Origin of the sequence: Burkholderia sp. IDO3 (assembly GCF_003366075.1) — a bacterium.
GTDB classification, from domain to species: domain Bacteria; phylum Pseudomonadota; class Gammaproteobacteria; order Burkholderiales; family Burkholderiaceae; genus Burkholderia; species Burkholderia anthina.
On record NZ_CP028962.1, the window covers coordinates 1222340 to 1237591 of the forward strand.

The following is a 15252-nucleotide window of genomic DNA, read 5'->3' on the forward strand; positions in this document are numbered from 1 at the left end:
CCCGGAAACGACGAGACGCGTGCGGGCGCTGTCCAGCCTGGAGGAGACACCATGACGAACCGCTATCTGCAGGACCTGCTCGACCAAGCACGCGACCTTCGACCCGCGACGTCGCAGCGCCGCCGCGATTTCCTGCGGCTGTGCGCGGCCGCCGGCATCGCGCCGACGCTGCTGTCGCTCGGCGCGAAGGACGCGCGGGCGTCGAACCCGAAGGAAATCGTGCTCAGCGCATGGGGCGGCGAAGCGCGTTCGGCGTTCCGCTCCGCGTACATGGATCCGTTCACGAAGGCGAGCGGGATCCGGATGGGCTACGACTCGTCGCCGGAGGACGGCAAGATCAAGGCGATGGTCGAGAACAAGAACGTGATCTGGGACGTGATGGATCTCGACGGCTTCGCGGCGATCAAGCTCGGCAAGCAGGGCTTCCTGCGGCCGATCGACTATTCGGTGGTCGGCCGCAACGCGCTGCCGGGGCTTGCGTCGGATTTCGGCGCGCCGTCGTATCTGCTGAGCTACGTGCTCGCGTACGACGCGCGCAAGTTCGGCGCGAATCCGCCGAAGAACTGGGCCGATTTCTGGAACATTGGCAAGTTTCCGGGCAAGCGCGGGCTGTGGAAGTGGATGGGCGGCGCGCTCGAAGCCGCGCTGATGGCCGACGGCGTCGACAAGGACAAGGTCTATCCGATCGACGTGCCGCGCGCGCTGAAGAAGCTGAAGGATCTGCGCTCGAACGTGCTGCTGTGGGATTCGGGCGCGGACAGCCTGCAACTGCTGCGCAACGGCGAAGTCAGCATGGCGTGCATCTGGCACACGCGGGCGAACGTGCTGCAGCGCGAGAGCAACGGCCGGTTCCGCTATACGTGGGAGCAGGGGCTCGCGTCGTGCGACGTGTGGGGCGTGCCGAAGAACAATCCGTCAGGCGACGCCGTCTGGCAGTTCATCAAGTTCGTGCAGGGCATCGAGCCGCAGGTGCGCCTGCTGTCGCTGCTCGGCAACGGGCCGGTGACGCCGGCCGCGACCGCCGCGGTGCCGCAGGCGCTGCGCGCCGACAATCCCGGCACGCCGGAGAACTGGGCGAAGCAGTGCAAGGTGAATCCCGAGTGGTGGGCGCAGCACTACGAAACGACGCTCGCGCAGTACACCGACCTGATGTCGTCCTGAGCCGCCGCCTCGTGAGCGTCATGCCATGAATACCCTGTCTACTCCCGTCGCGGGCGCCGTCCCGCTCGGCCGTGCGAAGGCCGATCGCTACTGGCTGCTCGTCGTGCCGCTGCTCGCGGTGCTGATCGTGCTGTACGTGTATCCGCTCGTGCGCGTGCTGTGGCTCGGCTTCACCGTGCCGGAGCCCGGCCTGCAGAACTACGCGCGGCTGCTCGACAACCACGGCGTGCATCGCGTGCTGTGGACGACGCTGCGCGTGTGCGCCGTCACGACCGTCTGCTCGGTCGCGCTCGGCTACGCGATTGCGTATGCGATGGCGCATGTCGGCCCGCGCCAGCGGATGGCGCTGATGTTCGGGCTGCTCGTGCCGTTCTGGGCGTCGGTGCTGGTGCGCGCGTTCTCGTGGCTGTTCCTGCTCGGCGAGCAGGGGCTCGTCAACACGTTGCTGATGCGCATCGGGTTGATCGATTCGCCGCTGCCGCTGATGCGCAACGAGATCGGCGTCGTGATCGGGATGATCCACTTCATGATCCCGTATGCGGTGCTGCCGCTGTACGCGAACATGAAGGGCATCGACCCGCAGCTCGCGCGCGCGTCGCAGGGGCTCGGCGCGGGCGCGCTCGTCACGTTCCGCAAGGTGTATTTCCCGCAGACGCGGCCGGGCATCGTCGGCGCGGCGATCCTCGTGTTCATCTTCTCGCTCGGCTTCTACGTGACGCCGGTGATCCTCGGCGGCGGCCGCACGGTGATGATCGCCGAATACATCAGCACGCAGATCCTGCAACTGGTGAACTGGGGCAGCGGGGCGGCGCTCGCGTCGCTGCTGCTGGCGTCGATCCTGGCCGCGCTCGCGCTGCTCGCGCGTTTCGTCGACCTGCGCGAGCTGTTCGGCGCGCGCTGACCCGACTGGAGAACGAACCGATGAAAACCCGAATGACCGCAGGACGCGCGCTGGTGGCCGGCATTGCATGGGCCGCGATCCTGTTCCTGATGTTGCCGCTGCTCGTGTCGGTGCCGGTGTCGCTGACGCCGAACGATTACCTGTCGATGCCGGACGGCACGCTGTCGCTGCGGCACTACGGCGCGCTGCTCGACGACGACGGCTGGCTGTCGAGCTTCCTGCAGAGCGGGCTGATTGCGCTGGTGTCGTCGGCGATTTCCGTCACGCTCGGCACGCTGTGCGCGATCGGGCTGTGGAAGGTCGCGTCGCGGCGCGGCGAGTTCGTGCGTGGCGTGATCCTGTTCCCGCTGATCGTGCCGCCGATCGTGTCGGCGCTCGCGTTCTACCGGTTGTGGGGCGAGCTGGGCATGCTCGACAGTTTCCCGGCCGCGATCCTGTCGCATGTCGTGCTGTCGGTGCCGTACGTGGTGGTGGCTGTTTCCGCATCGCTCGCGACCGTCGGGCTGCGGATCGAGCAGGCGTCGCGCAGCCTCGGCGCGAACGTCGCGCAGACGCTGCGTTACGTGATCCTGCCGTCGATCAAGCCGGGCGTGCTGTCGGCCGCGGTGTTCGCGTTCATCCTGTCGTGGGACGAGCTCGTGGTCACGCTGTTCATCTCGAGCCGTCACGTGTACACGCTGCCGCGCCGCATGTGGGACGGGATGCGCGAGAACGTCGATCCGGCGATCGCGTCGGTGTCCACGCTGCTGCTCGTCGCGACCTGCGTGGCGATCGGCCTGTCGCTGCTGCGCAAGCGCGCGGCCGGGTCCGTCTGAATTCCCCCTTCAACGTTACGTTGCGGAGAAAAATCGCACCATGAAAGTCCTGATCGTTCACGCCCATCCCGAACCGCAGTCGTTCACGACGTCGATGCTGCACCGCGCGGTGAGCACGCTCGAAGCGCAGGGGCATACCGTGACGGTGTCCGACCTGTACGCGATGCAGTGGAATCCGGTCGCGAGCGCGGCCGATTTCGGCGTGCGCAAGAACCCCGACTATCTCGTCTATGCGCTGGAGCAGCGCGAGAACGTCGCCGCGCACGCGATCGCGCCCGACATCGCCGCGGAACTCGACAAGCTCGCCGCATGCGACCTGCTGATCCTGAGCTTCCCGCTGTTCTGGTGCTCGGTGCCGGCGATCATGAAAGGCTGGATCGACCGCGTGCTCGTGTCGGGCAAGGTATACGGCGGCGTGCGTTTCTACGATCGCGGCGGAATGCGCGGCAAGCGCGCGCTGCTCGCCTATACCTGCGGCGGTCGCGACTACATGTTCGGCGCGGACGGCGTGCACGGCGAGATGGACCTGATGCTGCGCCACGTGCTGCGCGGCACGCTCGGCTACGCGGGCTTCGACGTGCTGCCGTCGTTCGTCGGCTATCACGTGCCGTATATCGGCGACGCGGAACGTGCGGCCGTGCTCGACCGGTACGACGCGTACCTCGCGCAGCTCGACCGGCTCGAACCGATGGCGTTTCCGACGCTCGACGATTTCGACGGCGACATGCGGCCGCGCGAACGCGCGGCGCAGGAAGCCGCGCAGGGCTGAGCGAGAGATCTGGCCGCGAGACTGGCCGCGATGGCGCCGCGTTTTTCAACCACCCGACCGCATGCGAGTTCGAACGATGACCCTGACGTCGAGCGACGTGCTGCTGTTCCTGACCGGCCTGCTGACGCTGTTCTGTCCGCCGGTCGCGATCCCGATGTACGCGGCCGTCACCGGGCATTTTCCCGACGTGACACAGCGGCAGATCGCGCTCAGGCTGTTTGCGTGGATCGCGGTGCTGATGGTCGGCGCGGTGTGGGGCGGCCAGTTCCTGCTGCGCATGCTCGGCCTCACGCTCGGCGCATTGACGCTGACCGGCGGCCTCGTGCTGTGCCTGTGGTCGATCCCGATGATGCGCGGCACGGCGAACGACGAACGCAGCGGCGGCGACACGCGGCTCGAATATGCGCAGTGGCGCAACTACATCGCGGTGCCGTTGATTTTCCCGCTGTCGATCGGTAGCGCGGTGATGTCGCTCGTGATCACGACGGCGACGCGCTTTCATACGCCGGGCGACCTGCTGGCGCTGAGCGCGGTGTGCGTGCTGCATGCCGGCGTGATCGGGCTCACGTATGCGTGCTCGGCGTCGTGGTGCCGCCGGCTCGGCGAGATCGGCAGGACGCTGGTCGAGCGGCTGTCGGGCATCGTGCTGACCGCGATCGCGTTCCAGATGCTCGCGCAGGGCGTGCGCGAATTGCTGCCGGGGCTCGCGCATTGACGGCTTCGCCGGCCGGCGCGTGATTCAGAAACCTGTCCTCAACGATGGAAGCGAAATGAAAACAGTAGGCATGTATCTCGTCGACCTGCTCGCCGCATACGGCGTCGACACGGTGTTCGGCATTCCCGGCGTGCATACGATCGAGCTGTACCGCGGGCTGGCCGGCAGCGCGTTGTGCCATGTGAGCGCGCGCCACGAGCAGGGCCTCGGCTTCATGGCGGACGGCTATGCGCGCGCGACCGGCAAGCCCGGCGTGTGTTTCGTGATCACCGGCCCCGGGATGACGAACATCGCGACGTCGATGGCGCAGGCCTATGCGGATTCGATTCCGATGCTGGTGATTTCCAGCGTCAACGCGTCCGGCGATATCGGCTCAGGCAACGGCCATCTGCACGAATTGCCGGACCAGCACGCGTTCGCGGAGAACATCGCCGCGTTCAGTTACACGGTGCCGCGCGCCGATGCGCTGCCGCAGGCGATCGCGCGCGCGTTCGCGGTGTTCTCGGGCGGCCGGCCGCGCCCGGTGCACATCCAGATTCCGCTCGACGTGCTCGCGGCGCCTGCCGACGCGTTACCGCCGGTGCCGGCCGTGCCGCCGCGCATCGCGCCGGGCCCGGCGTCGGCCGGCGGCATCGACGCGCTGCGTGCGAAGGTGGCGGCCGCGCGCGCGCCGCTGATCCTTGCGGGCGGCGGCGCGCTCGATGCGGCCGACGACGTGCGCTGGCTCGCGGAAGCGCTCGATGCGCCGGTCGTGATGACGATCAACGGACGCGGCGTGCTGCCGCCCGCGCATCCGCTCGGCATCGCATGGTCGGCGTCGAGCGACGCGGTGCGCGCGCTGATGCGCGACAGCGACCTGATCGTCGCGCTCGGCACGGAGCTCGGACCGACCGATTACGACCTGTATGCGACGCGCAGCTTCTCGATGCCCGCGCCGCTCGTGCGGATCGACATCGATCCGCAGCAGTTGTGCCGCAATGCGGTGCCGGCGCTGCCGCTGCTCGGCGACGTCGGCGAAACCCTGCGCGCGCTGCGGCGCGTGTGGCCGGGCGACGCGCATGCCCATGCGGATGGCGACGGCCTCGAACGCGCGGCGATGTGCCGTGCGGCGGCGCGGCAGGAGTTGAACGACGAGATGCGGCGCGATCTCGCGTTGCTCGACAGCGTGCGCGACGCGTTGCCCGATGCGGCGATCGTCGGCGACTCGACGCGCATCGTCTATGCGGGCAACGTCGGTTTCGCGGCGCCGCGCCCGCGCAGCTGGTTCAACGCGTCGGTCGGCTTCGGCTCGCTCGGCTACGGGTTGCCGGCCGCCGTTGGCGCGAGCCTCGGCGATGCGTCGCGGCCGGTCGTCTGCGTCGCGGGCGACGGCGGGTTCCAGTACACGCTCGCCGAACTCGGCACCGCGGTACAGCATCGCGCGCGCGTGATCGTCGTGCTGCTGAACAACGGCGGTTACGGGGAGATCAAGCAGGCCATGGTCGACGGCGGCGTCGAGCCGGTCGGCGTGGATCTGCACACGCCGGATTTCGTCGCGATCGCGCGGGCGTATGGCTGGGGTGCGCAGCGGGTCGAAGAGGGCGCGTCGCTGGCCGGGGCGCTCAGCGAAGCGGCGGCGCATGACGCGCCGTATCTGATCGAGATTCGCGCACGCTGAAAACGCGAACGGCCCCGCAATGCGAGGCCGTCGCGTGTGCCGCCGGGCTTCCGGCGGCGATGATGCGCCGCGTTACGCGCGCTTGCGGGCCGTCTTCGGCGGCGGCAGGAACGAGTCGACGACGCGCAGGCAGCTCGTCAGCGCGTCTTGCGCGGTAAACGACGTCGGGTCGCGTGCGAGTTCGAGCCAGAACCCGTCGATCACGGCTGTCAGCGTCAGCGCGGCGAGATCGCTGTCGACGGTGCCGCCGCGCACTTCGGCGATCTGGTCGAACAGCTTCTTCAACGCCTGCCGGTAGCCGGCGTACAGCTCCTTGTGCGCCTTGCGGATCACCGGATCGCTGTGCGCGACGCTCCAGAAGCCGAGCCAGACCTTCACGTTTTTCGGCGCGAACACCGGCGTGGCGAAACACACCCTGATGATCGCGTCGAGCTTGTCCTCGGGGCCCGTCGCATTCGCGGCCGCCGCGCGCGACACGTCGAGCAGGTCGGCGGCGAGCCGCTTGTAGGTCTGCGCCATCAGCTCGTCTTTCGACTGGAAGTGATGGTTGATCAGCCCGCGCGACACTTTCGCTTCCGCGCAGATGCGGTCGATCGTGGTTTCCGAATAGCTGTAGCGCGCGATGCAGCGCATCGTCGCGTCGATGATCGATTGCTGCCGCACGGCGGGCGTTTCGCGAATGCCGCGGCTGCGGGTCTGAACCGGTGCGCTGCCAGGAGTCTTTTTCACGGGGTGACCTTACGGAATCGTCATGGCACCGATTATAGGGGAGTGTCGGACGCTTGTTCAATTGCCGCGGCGGAACCCGCGAAAACCCTTGCTTCCAGATGAATGAAATCTGTTGAACCACTGTTCAACAGAGCCTATACTCGACTCCGCATGAGGTTGGTCGGCCATTCAACAAGACGCCGCGGTCCCGCACGGGACGGGCGTGAGAATTCGACACAGGAGACAGCATGTTGGCGCGGGTGGAGAGCGTGAAGACAGCCATCGAGGAACGCGTGCAGGTGACGGACCTGCACAAGCGGTTCGGCGAGCTGGAGGTGTTGAAAGGTGTGTCGCTGAGCGCGCACGAAGGCGAAGTGATCTCGCTGATCGGCGCGAGCGGCTCGGGCAAGAGCACGCTGCTCCGCTGCATCAACCTGCTGGAGACGCCGACCCGCGGACGCATCGTCGTCGACGGCGAGGAAATCGGGCTGAAAGTCGACCGCAAGGGTCGCACGGTGGCGACCGATCCGCGCCAGGTCGAGCGGATCCGTACGCGCCTCGGCATGGTGTTCCAGAGCTTCAACCTGTGGGCGCACCGCACGGTGCTCGAAAACGTGATCGAGATGCCGGTGCACGTGCTGCGCGAGCCGCGCGCCGAAGCGATCGCGCGCGCCGAGCAGCTGCTCGAGCGCGTCGGCCTTGCCGACAAGCGCAACGTCTATCCCGCATTCCTGTCCGGCGGCCAGCAGCAGCGTGTCGCGATCGCGCGCGCGCTGGCGATGCGGCCGAGAGTCATGCTGTTCGACGAGCCGACTTCCGCGCTCGATCCGGAACGCGTCGGCGAAGTGCTGAAGGTGATCCGCGATCTCGCGTGCGAAGGCCGCACGATGATTCTCGTCACGCACGAGATGGCGTTCGCGCGCGACGTGTCGAACAAGGTGCTGTTCCTGCACGAAGGGCGTGTCGAGGAGAGCGGCACGCCGCGTGAAATCTTCGATACGCCGCAGAGCGAACGCTGCCGGCAGTTCGTCAACGCACACCGGCAACGCCACTGAACCGCGGGCACGGCCCGCGCGTGCCTGCGCGGGCGGCCTGGCCGATACCGGCTGCACCGGTGCCGGTCGCACCGATCCCTATCTTTCCCGCAAGGAGTCCGACCATGAAACGTGTCGTACGCAGTCTGCTGTGCCTGTTGAGTCTCGTTCTCGCGGCGCTCGCGCCGTTCGGTTCCGCGCACGCGTCGTCGGGCGTGCTGCGCTTCGGCGTCGCCGCCGAGCCGTATCCGCCGTTCCTGATGAAGAGCCCGACCGGGCAGTGGAGCGGCTTCGAGGCCGACCTGATCCGCGCGCTGTGCGAGCAGATGAAGGCGAAGTGCGAGATCAAGGAAGTCGCGTGGGACGGCATCATCCCGGCGCTGCTCAGCGACAAGATCGACGTGATCTTCAACTCGATGTCGATCACGCCGGAGCGCCAGAAGGTGATCGCGTTCTCGCGGCCGTACTATGAGACGCCGGGCACGTTCGTCGGCGCGAAGAACCAGAAGCTCACGCTGACGCCGGACGGCCTCAAGGGCAAGGTGATCGGCGTGCAGGGCTCCACCGCGAACGCCGAATTCATCAAGATGGCCTACGGCAAGAACGCGACGGTGCGCCTGTACAACACGCAGGACGACTGCAACGCGGACCTCGTCGCGGGCCGCATCGACACGATGTACCTCGACCAGCTCGGCATCCTCGATTTCCTGAAGTCGAAGGACGGTTCCGCGTTCGAGCTGAAGGGCCCCGGCAGCGTGAAGATGGACCCGGCGATTTTCGGCTACGGCGTCGGCGCGGGCATGCGCAAGGCGGATGCGCCGCTCAAGCAGCAGATGGACCAGGCGCTCGAACAGCTGCACGCATCGGGCAAGTACGCGCAGATCGCGAAGAAGTACTTCCCGATCGACCTCTGGCCGCACTGATCGCACGGATATACGCAGACGCGCGCCACGCACGGAACGGGAGGAGGCATGGACGGTTGGGGATGGGTGAGCTACCTGGGGATGGACCCGGACGGCTGGGGCGTCGCGCTGCTGCAGGGCGCGGGCGTCACGCTCGAGATTTCGCTCGGCGCGTTCGTCGTCGGGATCGTGCTCGGGTTGCTGGGCGCGGCCGCGAAGCTGTCCGGCGTGGGCGTGCTGCAGCGGCTCGCGCAGGGTTACACGACGCTGTGCCGCGCGGTGCCCGAGCTGCTGCTGATCCTGCTGCTCTATTACGCGGGCACCGACGCGATCAACCTGCTGATGACGGCGATCGGCGTCGGTCCGGTGGCGGTCAACGGTTTTGCCGCGGCGGTGATCGTGCTCGGCATCGTGCAGGGCGCATACGCGGCCGAGATCATCCGCGGCGCGATCCTCGCGATTCCCTACGGGCAGATCGAGGCCGCGCGTGCCTTCGGCGCGCCGCCCGCGCTCGTGTTCCGGCGCGTGACGCTGCCGGCGATGGCGCCGTATGCGCTGGCCGGCTTCACGAACCTGTGGCTGATCCTCGTGAAGGACAGCGCGCTGATCAGCGTGGTCGGCTACAGCGAGCTGCTCTACACCGCGAAGCAGGCGGCCGGTTCGACGCGCGAGTACATGCATTACTACCTGATGGTCGCGGCCGTGTACTTCGCGATCACGTCGCTGTCCGGCATGCTGTTCCGCGAGATCGAGCGGCGCTTCGGCCGCTGGATGCCGGCGTCGTGAACCGCATCGCGCCTTTCCACGGATTTTTCGACCGAACCGGATCAACGTCATGGATCTGAGCGTACTGTCCTCCTACGGGTCGCTGCTGCTGCTCGGCGTGCTGACCACCGTCAAGCTGCTCGTCATCTCGGCCGTGTTCGGCTTCGCGCTCGCGATCACCGTCGCGTTCGCGCGGCTGTCGACCAATCCGGTCATCGCGCGCGTCAGCAAGGCGTTCACCGAGGTGATCCGCGGCACGCCGCTGCTCGTGCAGATCTACCTGATCTACTACGGCGTCGGCTCGCTGTTCGCCGGCTGGCCCGCATTGCGCGACAGCGTGCTGTGGCCGTTCCTGCGCGACGGCTTCTGGTATGTCGCGTTCGCGCTGGTGATCAGCGTCGGCGCCTATGTCGGCGAAGTGCTGCGCGCGGGCCTGCGCGGCGTGCCGAAGGGCGAGATCGAGGCCGCGCGTGCGATGGGGATGCGCCCGTCGATGATCGCGCGGCGCGTGTGGCTGCCGCGTGCGATCCAGATCCTGCTGCCGACGTTGGCCGGCGAAACGGTGATGCTGCTGAAATCGACCGCGCTCGCATCGACGGTCGCGGTGATGGACGTGCTCGGCGCCGCGAACTACATTCGCGCGCAGACGCTGCGGACCTACGAGCCGCTGCTGGCGATCGCGGTGATCTACGTCGTGCTGGCGTTCGTGATCGAACGCGCATTCGGCCGGCTCGAGCGGCGTGTGCCGGTGCGCATGCCCCGTTGAACGAACCACTGACGGCGCGGCCGCCGCCCGGGCACCGCGCGAGGGAGAACGCATGAACTATTCGAAGCTGGTCGATCGCCTGCAGGGCAAGCGCACGACCGCATGGGACATTCATTACGCGGCGCAGCGCGCCGTCGCGGCAGGGGAGCCGGCGATCATCCTGAGCGTCGGCGATCCGGATTTCTCGACGCCCGACGTGATCGTCGAGCGCGCGGTTGCCGCGCTGCGCGGCGGCGATACGCACTACAGCGAAGTGCGCGGGCGCGCCGAGCTGCGCGCGGCGATCGCGCGCGAGCATGCGAAGGCGTCCGGGCAGCCGGTCGGCGCCGAGCACGTGATCGTGACGGCCGGCGCGCAGAACGCGCTGTTCGCGATGGCGATGTGCCTGTGCGAAGCGGGCGACGAGGTGATCGTGCCCGAGCCGATGTACCTCACGTACGAAGCGAGCGTGCGCGCATCGGGCGCGACGCTCGTGCCGGTGCCCGTCGACGCGTCGCGCGGCTTTCATCTCGACTTCGACGCGCTCGAAGCGGCCGTGACGCCGCGCACGAAGGCGATCTTCCTGGCGACGCCGTGCAACCCGACCGGCGTCGTGATGCCGCGCGCCGATCTCGAACGGATCGCACGGCTCGCGTGCGAGCGCGATCTGTGGGTCGTGTCCGACGAGGTCTATGCGGAACTGACGTTCGAGCGCGACATGGTCGGCATCGCGGCGCTGCCCGGGATGGCGGAGCGCACGGTGACGATCGGCAGCCTGTCGAAGTCGCACGCGATGCCGGGCTGGCGGGTCGGCTGGGCGATCGGCCCGACCGAGCTGATCGAGCACGCGGAGCGGCTCGCGCTGTGCATGCTGTACGGGCTGCCGGGCTTCATCCAGCAGGCGGCCGTCGCCGCGCTCGACAACAAGGCGGCGATCGTCGCCGACATGCGCGAGCTGTACCGCCGCCGCCGCGATCTGGCCTACGCGCGCCTGCGCGACGTGCCGGGGCTGCGCTGCTTGCTGCCGGAGGCGGGGATGTTCATGATGGTCGACGTGCGCGGCACGGGGCTGGATGCCCACGCGTTCACGTGGGGGCTGTTCCGCGCGAAGCAGGTCGCGTTGCTCGATGCGAGCGCATTCGGCGATACTGCAGCCGGCTTCGTGCGCTTCGGCTTCGTCGTCGACGATGCGAAGCTGGCCGACGCGTGCGAGCGCATCGCGGCATTCGTCGCGAGCCTGCGCGCGGCGTCGTGATGCCCGGCGGGCTTCGAATGGAGGACGGACGATGATCGAAACGCTGACATGGCAGGTGCCGGGCGATGGCGGGCAGCCGCTCGCGATCCGCGCGTGGCGGCTGTCGGGCGGCGACGGGCCGCGCGTGCACCTGCAGGCCGGCGTGCATGCGGACGAGATCGCCGGCATGCTCGTGCTGCACCGGTTGCTGCCGCAACTGTGCGCGGCGCATGATCGCGGCGTGCTGCGCGGCACGGTGACGATCGTGCCGCAGGCGAACCCGCTCGGGCTTGCGCAGTTCCGGCAAGGGCGGCTGCTTGGCCGCTTCCACGATGCGACGCACCGCAATTTCAACCGGCATTTCCACGAGTCGGCTGCGATGCGCCGGCCCGCGACGACGTTCGCCGCGTGGCAGCGCACGCTGTTCGACGCCGCATGCGACGCCGACATCGTGCTCGACCTGCACACCGATTCCGACGCGCTGCCATACGTGTACTTCCACCGCGATGTGTGGCCGGCGGGCCGCGATCTCGCGGCGGCGCTCGACGCCGACGTCGCGATCCTGTGGGACGAGGACGACGACGGCGCGTTCGAAGGCGCGATCGCCTCGCACTGGGCGCGCGGCGGCCGGTTGCGCGAGCGGCTCGTCGCGACCGTCGAGCTGCGCGGGCAATCCGACGTTTCCGATGCGCTCGCCGAGCGCGACGCCGACGGCTTGCTTGCATTCCTGCGCGGCCGCGGCGTGATCGCGGAACCGGCCGGCGTACGCGAATGGCGCGGCGAGGCCGTGCCGATCGCGCACATGGAGACGGTGCTGGCGCCGGTGTCGGGCGTGCTCGTGTACGAACGCGAACTCGGCGCGACGGTCGATGCCGGCGAACGCATTGCGCGGATCGTCGCGCATCCCGGCGTGCCCGGCAGCGAGCATGTGCTGGTCGCGCCGCAGGCCGGGCGCATCGTCACGCGCAATCGCGAGCGGCTGGTCGCCCAGGGCGACGTCGCGTTGAAGCTGACGGGTTCGCGACCGTCGGCCGGGTGGTCGGGCGGCGTGCTCGATCCCTGAGCGACGAATGCGCGGGTTGGCGGCCGCCCGCGCATTCGATCCGTCGTCACGCATAAAGGCATTCGGAATGAATTCGACTTGCGGATGATGCGCAAACGTTTTACCGATATTTTCCCGGATTGAATTGGCGGATCATGAATAAAAGAATGAATATCCGCAATTCGATGCGTTCGGTCGGCCGGGAAGCCTGATGAGGGCGGCAGGCCGGAGGTTAACGGCAAATTCTCGAAAGACTTTAGCTTTTTCTCGCTGCAATTAATTATTGTGATTTTCTCAATGACCGATTGATTTTCGGTCATCGGACAGTCATACACCATCCCCGATAATTCGCCGCTCACATTCTTTCAACAGGCCAAGGGGCGATCGAAGCCGGATCGCTGCGGGGAGCTGTACTCATGACCATCCGTCATCGCATTACGTTGCTAGTCGTCCTGACGTTTTTCGCGCTGTCCGCGATCGGCGTATACGCCGTGTACCAGACGCGCAAGAGCGCGTCCGAAGTGCGTCAGGTTACCCAGGGAATCGTGCCGAGCGCGCTCGCATCGGCGGATCTCGTCGCCGACGTGAAGAACATCCAGATCGCGACGATGACGCTGATCTACGCGCCGGATGCGAACACCGCCGCGCAGGCGCGCGACGAGCTGAAGGCGAAGCAGGGCGCGCTGCGCGCAGCGCTCGACGCGCAGGCGAAATCCGCCGTCGGGCAAGCGCAGGAAGGCCTCGTCACGCAGGCGAAGGACAGCGCCGCGAACTATTTCTCGGCGATCGACGATACCGTGAAGATGAAGACGGACGGCAAGCCGGAGATGGCGCAGGCTTACCTGTTCGCGAACGTCGCGCAGTATCGCGACGAACTGGAAAGCATCGTCGACACGCTGCGTGTCGAGAAGAATCGCCAGAAGGACGACGCGATCCATGCGCTGAACGGGATGCTGTCGACCACGGCGACCGCGATCGCGGGTGTCGCCGGCACCGTCGTCGTGCTGCTGACCGCGCTCGGTTTCGTGCTGTATCGCCAGATCACGCGTCCGCTGAGCGGGATGCAGACGATGATGAGCGAGATCGCGACGAGCCAGGACTTCACGCGTCGCGTGCCGGTGGGCCGGATGGACGAGATCGGCCATTCGATCGTCGCGTTCAACGGGATGATCGAGAAGATCCAGGAGAACGCCGCGCAACTGAAGCAGAAGACGGCCGACATCCAGGCGATGCTGCAGAACATGCAGCAAGGGATCCTGACCGTCGTCGAAGGCGGCGTCGTGCATGCGGAATATTCGGCTTACCTCGAAACCATCTTCGAGACGAACGACATCGCGGGTCGCGACCTGATGGCGCTCGTGTTCGACGATTCGAGCATCGGCCCGGACGCGCGTTCGCAGGTCGAGGCGGCCGTGCATGCGTGCCTCGGCGAGGACAGCATGAACTTCGCGTTCAACGCGCATCTGCTCGTCAACGAAGTCGCGAAGCGGATGCCGGACGGCCGCGAGAAGTGGCTCGACCTGAGCTGGTCGGCGATCACCGACGAGACGGATACGGTCGCGCGCCTGATGCTGTGCGTGCGCGATGTGACCGAGATCCGCGCGCTGACCGCGCAGGCCGGCGAGCAGCAGCGCCGGCTCGAGATGATCGGCGAGATCCTGTCGATCAGCCAGGACAAGTTCCACGACTTCGTGCACAGCGCGAAGGGCTTCCTCAGCGAGAACGAGCGGATGATCCGCCAGCACGAACGCGCGGATCATTCGATCGTCGCGGCGCTGTTCCGCAACATGCACACGATCAAGGGCAATGCGCGCACGTACAGCCTCCAGCACCTGACGAACATCGTCCATGAAGCGGAGCAGGCGTACGAATCGCTGCGCCACGCGGACGGCGGCCCCGAGTGGAACCGCGATGCGCTGATGGACGATCTGTCCCGCGTGCGCGAGGCCGTCGATCACTACGCGACGATCAACGCGGTCACGCTCGGCCGCAACGGCGAACCCGCGCAGCACGGCGGCGCCGACTACCTGATGGTCGAGCGCGCGCATATCAGCGAGAGCCTGCGCATGCTCGACGGCGCGGATCCGGCGAACGCGGGCGACTGGCACGCGGCGCGCGATTCGGTGCGCCGTTTGCTGAGCCAGTTCGGCACGCTGGGCATCGGAGAAACGCTGGGCGGCGTGATCGAGTCGCTGCCGTCGCTCGCGGCGGAGCTCGGCAAGCCGGCGCCCGTCGTGCATATCGACAGCCACGGCCATCGTGTGCGCAGCGAGATCGCGGCGACGCTGAAGAACGTGTTCATGCACCTGCTGCGCAATTCGGTCGACCATGGTATCGAAACGTCCGACGAGCGTCGTGCGGCGGGGAAGGCCCCGGCCGGCACGATCGACATCGCGGTCGACGTCGGGAACGGCGCGCTGCGCTTCGTGCTCGGCGACGACGGTCGCGGCCTTGCGCTCGACCGGATTCGCGGCATCGCGCGCGAGCGCGGCTGGATCGACGACGACAACGAAACGGCGCTGTCCGACGAGGCCGTCGCGGCGCTGATTTTCCGGCCTGGCTTCTCGACCGCGCACGCGGTGACCGAAGTGTCGGGGCGTGGTGTCGGGATGGACGCGGTGCGCAACTTCCTGACGCGCGACGGCGGCGATATCGCGCTGCGCTTCACCGACGACTGCGTCGGCGCGCCGTATCGCGCATTCCAGACGGTCGTGTCGCTGCCCGAGCGCTTTGCGGCGAGCGGCAGCGCCCACGAAGCCGCGCACGTGTCGGCTGGCGTCGCGAACGCCGACGCAACGGAGTGA

Annotated in this window: 14 protein-coding genes; 13 read left to right on the forward strand and 1 reads right to left on the reverse strand. The window is 67.6% G+C overall.

Features of this window, described 5'->3' with window-relative positions:
- The first annotated feature begins 51 nt into the window (after positions 1–51).
- The 6 genes from DCN14_RS05680 to DCN14_RS05705 all read left to right on the forward strand — a co-directional run bounded on the left by DCN14_RS05680 (position 52) and on the right by DCN14_RS05705 (position 6018).
- Entirely contained in the window at positions 52–1161 is a 1110-nt protein-coding gene (locus DCN14_RS05680) for an ABC transporter substrate-binding protein (RefSeq protein WP_096499237.1), read from the forward strand.
- A 25-nt stretch (positions 1162–1186) separates the two neighbouring features.
- Positions 1187–2062 (forward strand): ABC transporter permease, encoded by an 876-nt coding sequence (locus tag DCN14_RS05685; protein ID WP_096499235.1) that lies wholly within the window; start codon positions 1187–1189, stop codon positions 2060–2062.
- A 20-nt stretch (positions 2063–2082) separates the two neighbouring features.
- Positions 2083–2877, forward strand: a complete 795-nt coding sequence (locus DCN14_RS05690; protein ID WP_096499233.1) for an ABC transporter permease — start codon at positions 2083–2085, stop codon at positions 2875–2877.
- 40 nt (positions 2878–2917) lie between these two features.
- A complete protein-coding gene (locus tag DCN14_RS05695; protein WP_096499231.1) occupies positions 2918–3646 on the forward strand; it encodes an NAD(P)H-dependent oxidoreductase in 729 nt (242 codons plus the stop codon).
- A gap of 76 nt (positions 3647–3722) precedes the next feature.
- Entirely contained in the window at positions 3723–4361 is a 639-nt protein-coding gene (locus tag DCN14_RS05700) for a MarC family protein (RefSeq protein WP_096499229.1), read from the forward strand.
- Positions 4362–4416: 55 nt separating this feature from the next.
- On the forward strand, positions 4417–6018 hold the full coding sequence (locus tag DCN14_RS05705; RefSeq protein WP_096499227.1) for a 5-guanidino-2-oxopentanoate decarboxylase: 1602 nt from the start codon (positions 4417–4419) through the stop codon (positions 6016–6018).
- A 72-nt stretch (positions 6019–6090) separates the two neighbouring features.
- On the opposite strand, the gene DCN14_RS05710 is transcribed toward DCN14_RS05705, so the two are convergent.
- Positions 6091–6747: a TetR family transcriptional regulator C-terminal domain-containing protein gene (locus DCN14_RS05710; protein ID WP_240327274.1), complete on the reverse strand. Its 657-nt coding sequence runs from the start codon at positions 6745–6747 to the stop codon at positions 6091–6093.
- A 227-nt stretch (positions 6748–6974) separates the two neighbouring features.
- Between DCN14_RS05710 and DCN14_RS05715 the strand changes: the two genes are divergently transcribed.
- From DCN14_RS05715 to DCN14_RS05745, 7 genes are all read left to right on the forward strand, one after another.
- Positions 6975–7781 carry an ATP-binding cassette domain-containing protein gene (locus DCN14_RS05715; RefSeq protein WP_096499225.1) on the forward strand — a complete coding sequence of 269 codons (807 nt, stop codon included), beginning with the start codon at positions 6975–6977 and terminating at the stop codon, positions 7779–7781.
- Positions 7782–7885: 104 nt separating this feature from the next.
- Positions 7886–8683 carry a transporter substrate-binding domain-containing protein gene (locus DCN14_RS05720; protein ID WP_096499223.1) on the forward strand — a complete coding sequence of 266 codons (798 nt, stop codon included), beginning with the start codon at positions 7886–7888 and terminating at the stop codon, positions 8681–8683.
- A gap of 48 nt (positions 8684–8731) precedes the next feature.
- Positions 8732–9448, forward strand: a complete 717-nt coding sequence (locus DCN14_RS05725; RefSeq protein WP_096499221.1) for an ABC transporter permease subunit — start codon at positions 8732–8734, stop codon at positions 9446–9448.
- A 49-nt stretch (positions 9449–9497) separates the two neighbouring features.
- A complete protein-coding gene (locus DCN14_RS05730) occupies positions 9498–10193 on the forward strand; it encodes an ABC transporter permease subunit (RefSeq protein ID WP_096499219.1) in 696 nt (231 codons plus the stop codon).
- A gap of 52 nt (positions 10194–10245) precedes the next feature.
- A complete protein-coding gene (locus DCN14_RS05735; protein WP_096499217.1) occupies positions 10246–11427 on the forward strand; it encodes an aminotransferase class I/II-fold pyridoxal phosphate-dependent enzyme in 1182 nt (393 codons plus the stop codon).
- Between the two features lie 31 nt (positions 11428–11458).
- Entirely contained in the window at positions 11459–12469 is a 1011-nt protein-coding gene (locus DCN14_RS05740; RefSeq protein WP_096499215.1) for a succinylglutamate desuccinylase/aspartoacylase family protein, read from the forward strand.
- Between the two features lie 395 nt (positions 12470–12864).
- Complete coding sequence (locus tag DCN14_RS05745; RefSeq protein WP_096499213.1) at positions 12865–15252, forward strand: MCP four helix bundle domain-containing protein; 2388 nt, start codon at positions 12865–12867, stop codon at positions 15250–15252.